The following is a 3,881-nucleotide window of genomic DNA, read 5'->3' as shown; positions in this document are numbered from 1 at the left end:
CTGAAAGCACACGCACCGGCCCGCCGGGCGCCGGGCTGGGCCTGGCCATCGTGGACCGCATCGTGCGCGCGCACGGCGGCAAGTTTGAGCTGCTGCCTGCCGACGGCGGGGGCCTCTGCGCCCGGATCACGCTGCCGCGGGCCTGAAACACCCCAAAAAAAGGCCTCGAAAGGCCTTTTTTGAGTGTCAAAACGGGCTGCAGGCCAATAGAGACGAGCGCAAGCAGCTATTGATTTGATAGCGATTGCTGCGGCTTCACCCGAACTGCACCAGGTTGAGAATGGGCAGCGGGCCGCCGGGAAACTGCGCCAGGCGTCCACCCACGGCCAAAGTGCCGAGGTCGATTCCCGAGAACCCGAGCTGGCTGATCAGTGCCGCCACGGTCGCCTTTGCCTTGGCGTCGTCGCCCGAGAAAAACAGCACGCGTTTGCCGCCCTGGTCGGCGGGGTCAGTGGCCAGCAACTGGGCGACCAGGTGGTTAAAGGCCTTCACCACGCGCGCGCCGGGCACCAGCTCGGCAAACACTTCGCTGGAGGCGCGGCCGTTCAACTCAACGGGCCGGAGAGGAGGGCCTTCGACCGCGTTGTTGGCGTCAATGACGACACGGCCGCCAAAGTTGGGCAAACCGGCCAGCGCTTCAGGCAGGCGGCCCCAGTTGACGGCCACCAGCACGATGTCTTTTGTGGCGGCTTCCTTGACGGTGCCGGCGTGGATGGTGGGGCCGAGTTCGCGCACGATGTCTTTGAGCGAGTCCGGGCCGCGGCTGTTGGACAGCGTGGCATGGATGCCCTGGCGGGCCAGGGTTTTGGCAAATGCCGTGCCGATGGCGCCGGCACCGATGATCCCGATGCTGGGGGTGCTGGATGGGGTTGAGGGGGTAGACATAAATTCACTCCTTGGTTGTTGATGGGTGAATGATGGGTTTTTGATTGCCTTTTGATAAGCAGGTAATTGATTGAATTATTTTCAATCATTGCTTTAAGATGGGGAAATGGAAACCCTGGCCAACCTCGAATCGTTTATTCGCAGCGCCGAAGGCCGCAGCTTTTCTGAGGCGGCACGGCGCTTGGCCCTGACGCCTGCCGCCGTCAGCCGCAACGTCGCCATGCTGGAGCGAAACCTGGGCGTGCGACTGTTTCAGCGCTCGACCCGCAAACTCACGCTGACCGAAGCCGGTGAACGCTTCCTGGTCTCGATCAGCGGCAACCTCAACGCGCTGCAGTCCGCCATCGCGGCCATCTCCAGCGACAGCGGCGCCCCCGCAGGTCAACTCAAGGTCAGCATGTCGCCCACCTTTGGCATCGACTACATCGTGCCGYTGCTGCCGGCCTTCCTGGACCGTTATCCGCTCATACGTCCTGACTGGTACTTTGAAAACCGCCCGGTCGACCTGATCGCCGAGGGGTATGACGCGGCCATCGGCGGCGGCTTTGAGCTGTCGCCAGGCGTGGTGTCGCGCGCACTGGCCCCGATCCACCTGGTCGCCGTGGCATCGCCCGCCTATATGGCAGGCCAGCAGGCCCCGGCCGACCCCGCGGGCCTGGCCGGGCTCAAAGGCATCGCCCTGCGTTCCAGCGGAACGGGCCGGGTTCGCCAGTGGGTCATGCGCAATGCGGCCGGCGCGGAAGTTCCGGCAGGTTTCATGGATTCGGTGGTGGTGAACGACCCGACGGCCATGCGCGCGGCAGCGTTGCTGGGCCTGGGCGTGACGCTCGTGGCTTTGCCCGATGTACTGCCTTTGCTGGAGCGCGGTGAACTCGTCAGGGTGCTGCCGCAGTGGTATGTCGATGCCGGCGTGATCTCGATTTACTACGCCACGCGCAGCCAGATGCCTGTCAAGACGCGGGTGTTCATCGATTTTGTGGTCGAGGCCTTCGAGCGCGACCAACTGGCCCGGCGCTTTACCGGCGGCCCGGGCTAAGAGGCCCGGTCGCCGGCAAGGGCGGCAGACTTCGCCCACAATTCCTTTTTACGTTTCCCCTTCCGTTTCCGTATCTCATTGAAGGCAAAGACACCCATGACCCAATCCCTCAAAGCCGCCGTGATGGGCGCAGGCGCCGTTGGTTGTTATTACGGCGGCATGCTGGCCCGTGCGGGGCTTGACGTGGTGCTGATCGCCCGGCCCCGGCATGCTGACGCCATTCAGAGTGACGGCCTGCACATGGAAACCCGCACTTTCGACGAACACGTGCGCCTGGCCGCCAGCAGCGAACCCACCGCCGTGCAGGGCGCCGGCCTGGTGCTGTTCTGCGTGAAGTCCACCGACACCGAAGCGGCCGGTGCATTGATCCGGCCGCACCTGGCGCCGGATGCGCTGGTGCTCTGCCTGCAAAACGGCGTCGACAACGCCGACCGCCTGCGCACTGTGCTGCCGCAGCATGCAGTGGCTGCCGCCGTGGTGTACGTCGCTACCGAAATGGCCGGCCCCGGCCACGTCAGGCACCACGGCCGCGGCGAGCTGGTGATTGAGCCGGCCAGCCGGAGCGAGGCCGTGGCCCAGGCCTTCATCGCAGCCGGTGTGCCGGTTGAAATCTCCAGCAATGTGCGCGGCGCGTTGTGGGCCAAACTCATCCTCAACTGCGCTTACAACGCCGTCTCGGCCATCGCGCAGCTGCCGTACGGCAAAACCGTGCAGGGCGAGGGCGTGAAAGACGTCATGCGCGACGTGGTGGCCGAATGCCTGGCCGTGGCAGAGGCCGAAGGCGTGCAGGTGCAGGGCGACATGCACCTGGCCGTGGACAAGCTGGCCGGCAGCATGCCCAACCAGTTGTCATCCACCGCACAAGACCTGGCGCGCGGCAAACCCACCGAGATCGACTACCTCAACGGGCTGGTCGTCAGGCGCGGTGAAGCGCTGGGTGTGGCCACGCCGGCGAACCGGGTGTTGTGGGCGCTGGTGAAGTTAATGGAAGGCAAGTGACGCATTCAGTTGCTGCCGGCCAGTGCACCAGAGCACTGCCGACGCAGCGAAGCTGACTGCGCTACCGCGGCTTTGACGCGGCCTCGTGTTTCAGCCGGTCAGGCGCGTTGCGGCGCCAGTGTCTTGGTGTAAAGCGACGCGCCGGCCAGGTCTTTCAAGGTGACTGTCATGGCCCTGGTTTTCGCGTCGATGTCGACCTGGCCAAAGAACTGCATGCCGTTGGTGGGTGGCGCGTTCACTTCGGTGGGGGCTTTCTGGTACATCACCTGCATGCCGAAGGTGGCGTCGGTTTTGTTGGGCCCAAATYCACCGGCGTTGAGCGGACCCGACACAAACTCCCAGAATGGCGAAAAATCATTGAACCTGGCCTTGGCCGGGTCGAAATAATGCGCGGCGGTGTAGTGAACATCGGCCGTCAGCCACACCACATTCTTGATGCCGGCACGCTTGATCTCGCGCAGCAGGCGCGCAATTTCGATTTCGCGACCCAGGGGGACGCCATCGTCACCGTTGGCGATGGCTTCCCAGCGGCTGCGGCCGTCGCTGTCTTTGCCATCGTCCACATGCAGGCTGATGGGCATGTCGGCGGCGATCACTTTCCAGACCGATTTTGAGCGCTTCAGGCCGTCCAGCAGCCAGGCAACTTGAGGGCGGCCCATAAAGGCGCTTTCTTCGGTTTCGCTGGTTTGCAGGTTATGGCTGTTGGGACCGCGATAGCTGCGCATGTCGACCACAAACATGTCCAGCAGGGGGCCTTGGGGCAAATGGCGGTACACACGCTCACTCTCCACGTCGGCGGTACGGCGTATGGGCGCAAATTCATGAAAGGCCCGGGTGGCGCGCGCCACCAGCAAGGGCACATTCTTTTCGGTGTAACGCTTGTCGGCACCGAAGTCTTTGGAGTCAGACCAGTTATTGGCCACCTCGTGGTCATCCCATTGCCAGATTTGCGGCACTTCAG

At 63.8% G+C, this 3,881-nt stretch carries 5 protein-coding genes; 3 read left to right on the top strand and 2 right to left on the bottom strand.

The genetic code is table 11. From position 1 onward, the window contains the following. Nucleotides 1-146, top strand: a 146-nt coding sequence (locus AC1D1P_RS16965) for an ATP-binding protein (RefSeq protein ID WP_477673775.1), incomplete at its 5' end; no start/stop codon positions are given. A 109-nt stretch (nucleotides 147-255) separates the two neighbouring features. Here AC1D1P_RS16965 and AC1D1P_RS16960 read toward each other — a convergent pair. Further along, nucleotides 256-885 (bottom strand): NADPH-dependent F420 reductase, encoded by a 630-nt coding sequence (locus AC1D1P_RS16960; protein ID WP_477673774.1) that lies wholly within the window; start codon nucleotides 883-885, stop codon nucleotides 256-258. Between the two features lie 106 nt (nucleotides 886-991). Between AC1D1P_RS16960 and AC1D1P_RS16955 the strand changes: the two genes are divergently transcribed. Both AC1D1P_RS16955 and AC1D1P_RS16950 read left to right on the top strand, forming a co-directional pair. Continuing rightward, complete coding sequence (locus AC1D1P_RS16955; protein WP_477673773.1) at nucleotides 992-1,921, top strand: LysR family transcriptional regulator; 930 nt, start codon at nucleotides 992-994, stop codon at nucleotides 1,919-1,921. Between the two features lie 96 nt (nucleotides 1,922-2,017). Beyond that, complete coding sequence (locus AC1D1P_RS16950; RefSeq protein ID WP_477669444.1) at nucleotides 2,018-2,920, top strand: ketopantoate reductase family protein; 903 nt, start codon at nucleotides 2,018-2,020, stop codon at nucleotides 2,918-2,920. Between the two features lie 98 nt (nucleotides 2,921-3,018). On the opposite strand, the gene AC1D1P_RS16945 is transcribed toward AC1D1P_RS16950, so the two are convergent. Beyond that, nucleotides 3,019-3,881 (bottom strand): alkaline phosphatase D family protein (locus tag AC1D1P_RS16945; protein ID WP_477673772.1); only part of this gene is annotated, 863 nt, incomplete at its 5' end.

The organism is Polaromonas sp. P1_E1_2, assembly GCF_056406035.1.
Note: the sequence above shows the minus strand (reverse complement) of the source record. Positions and strands in the feature narration are given on the sequence as shown.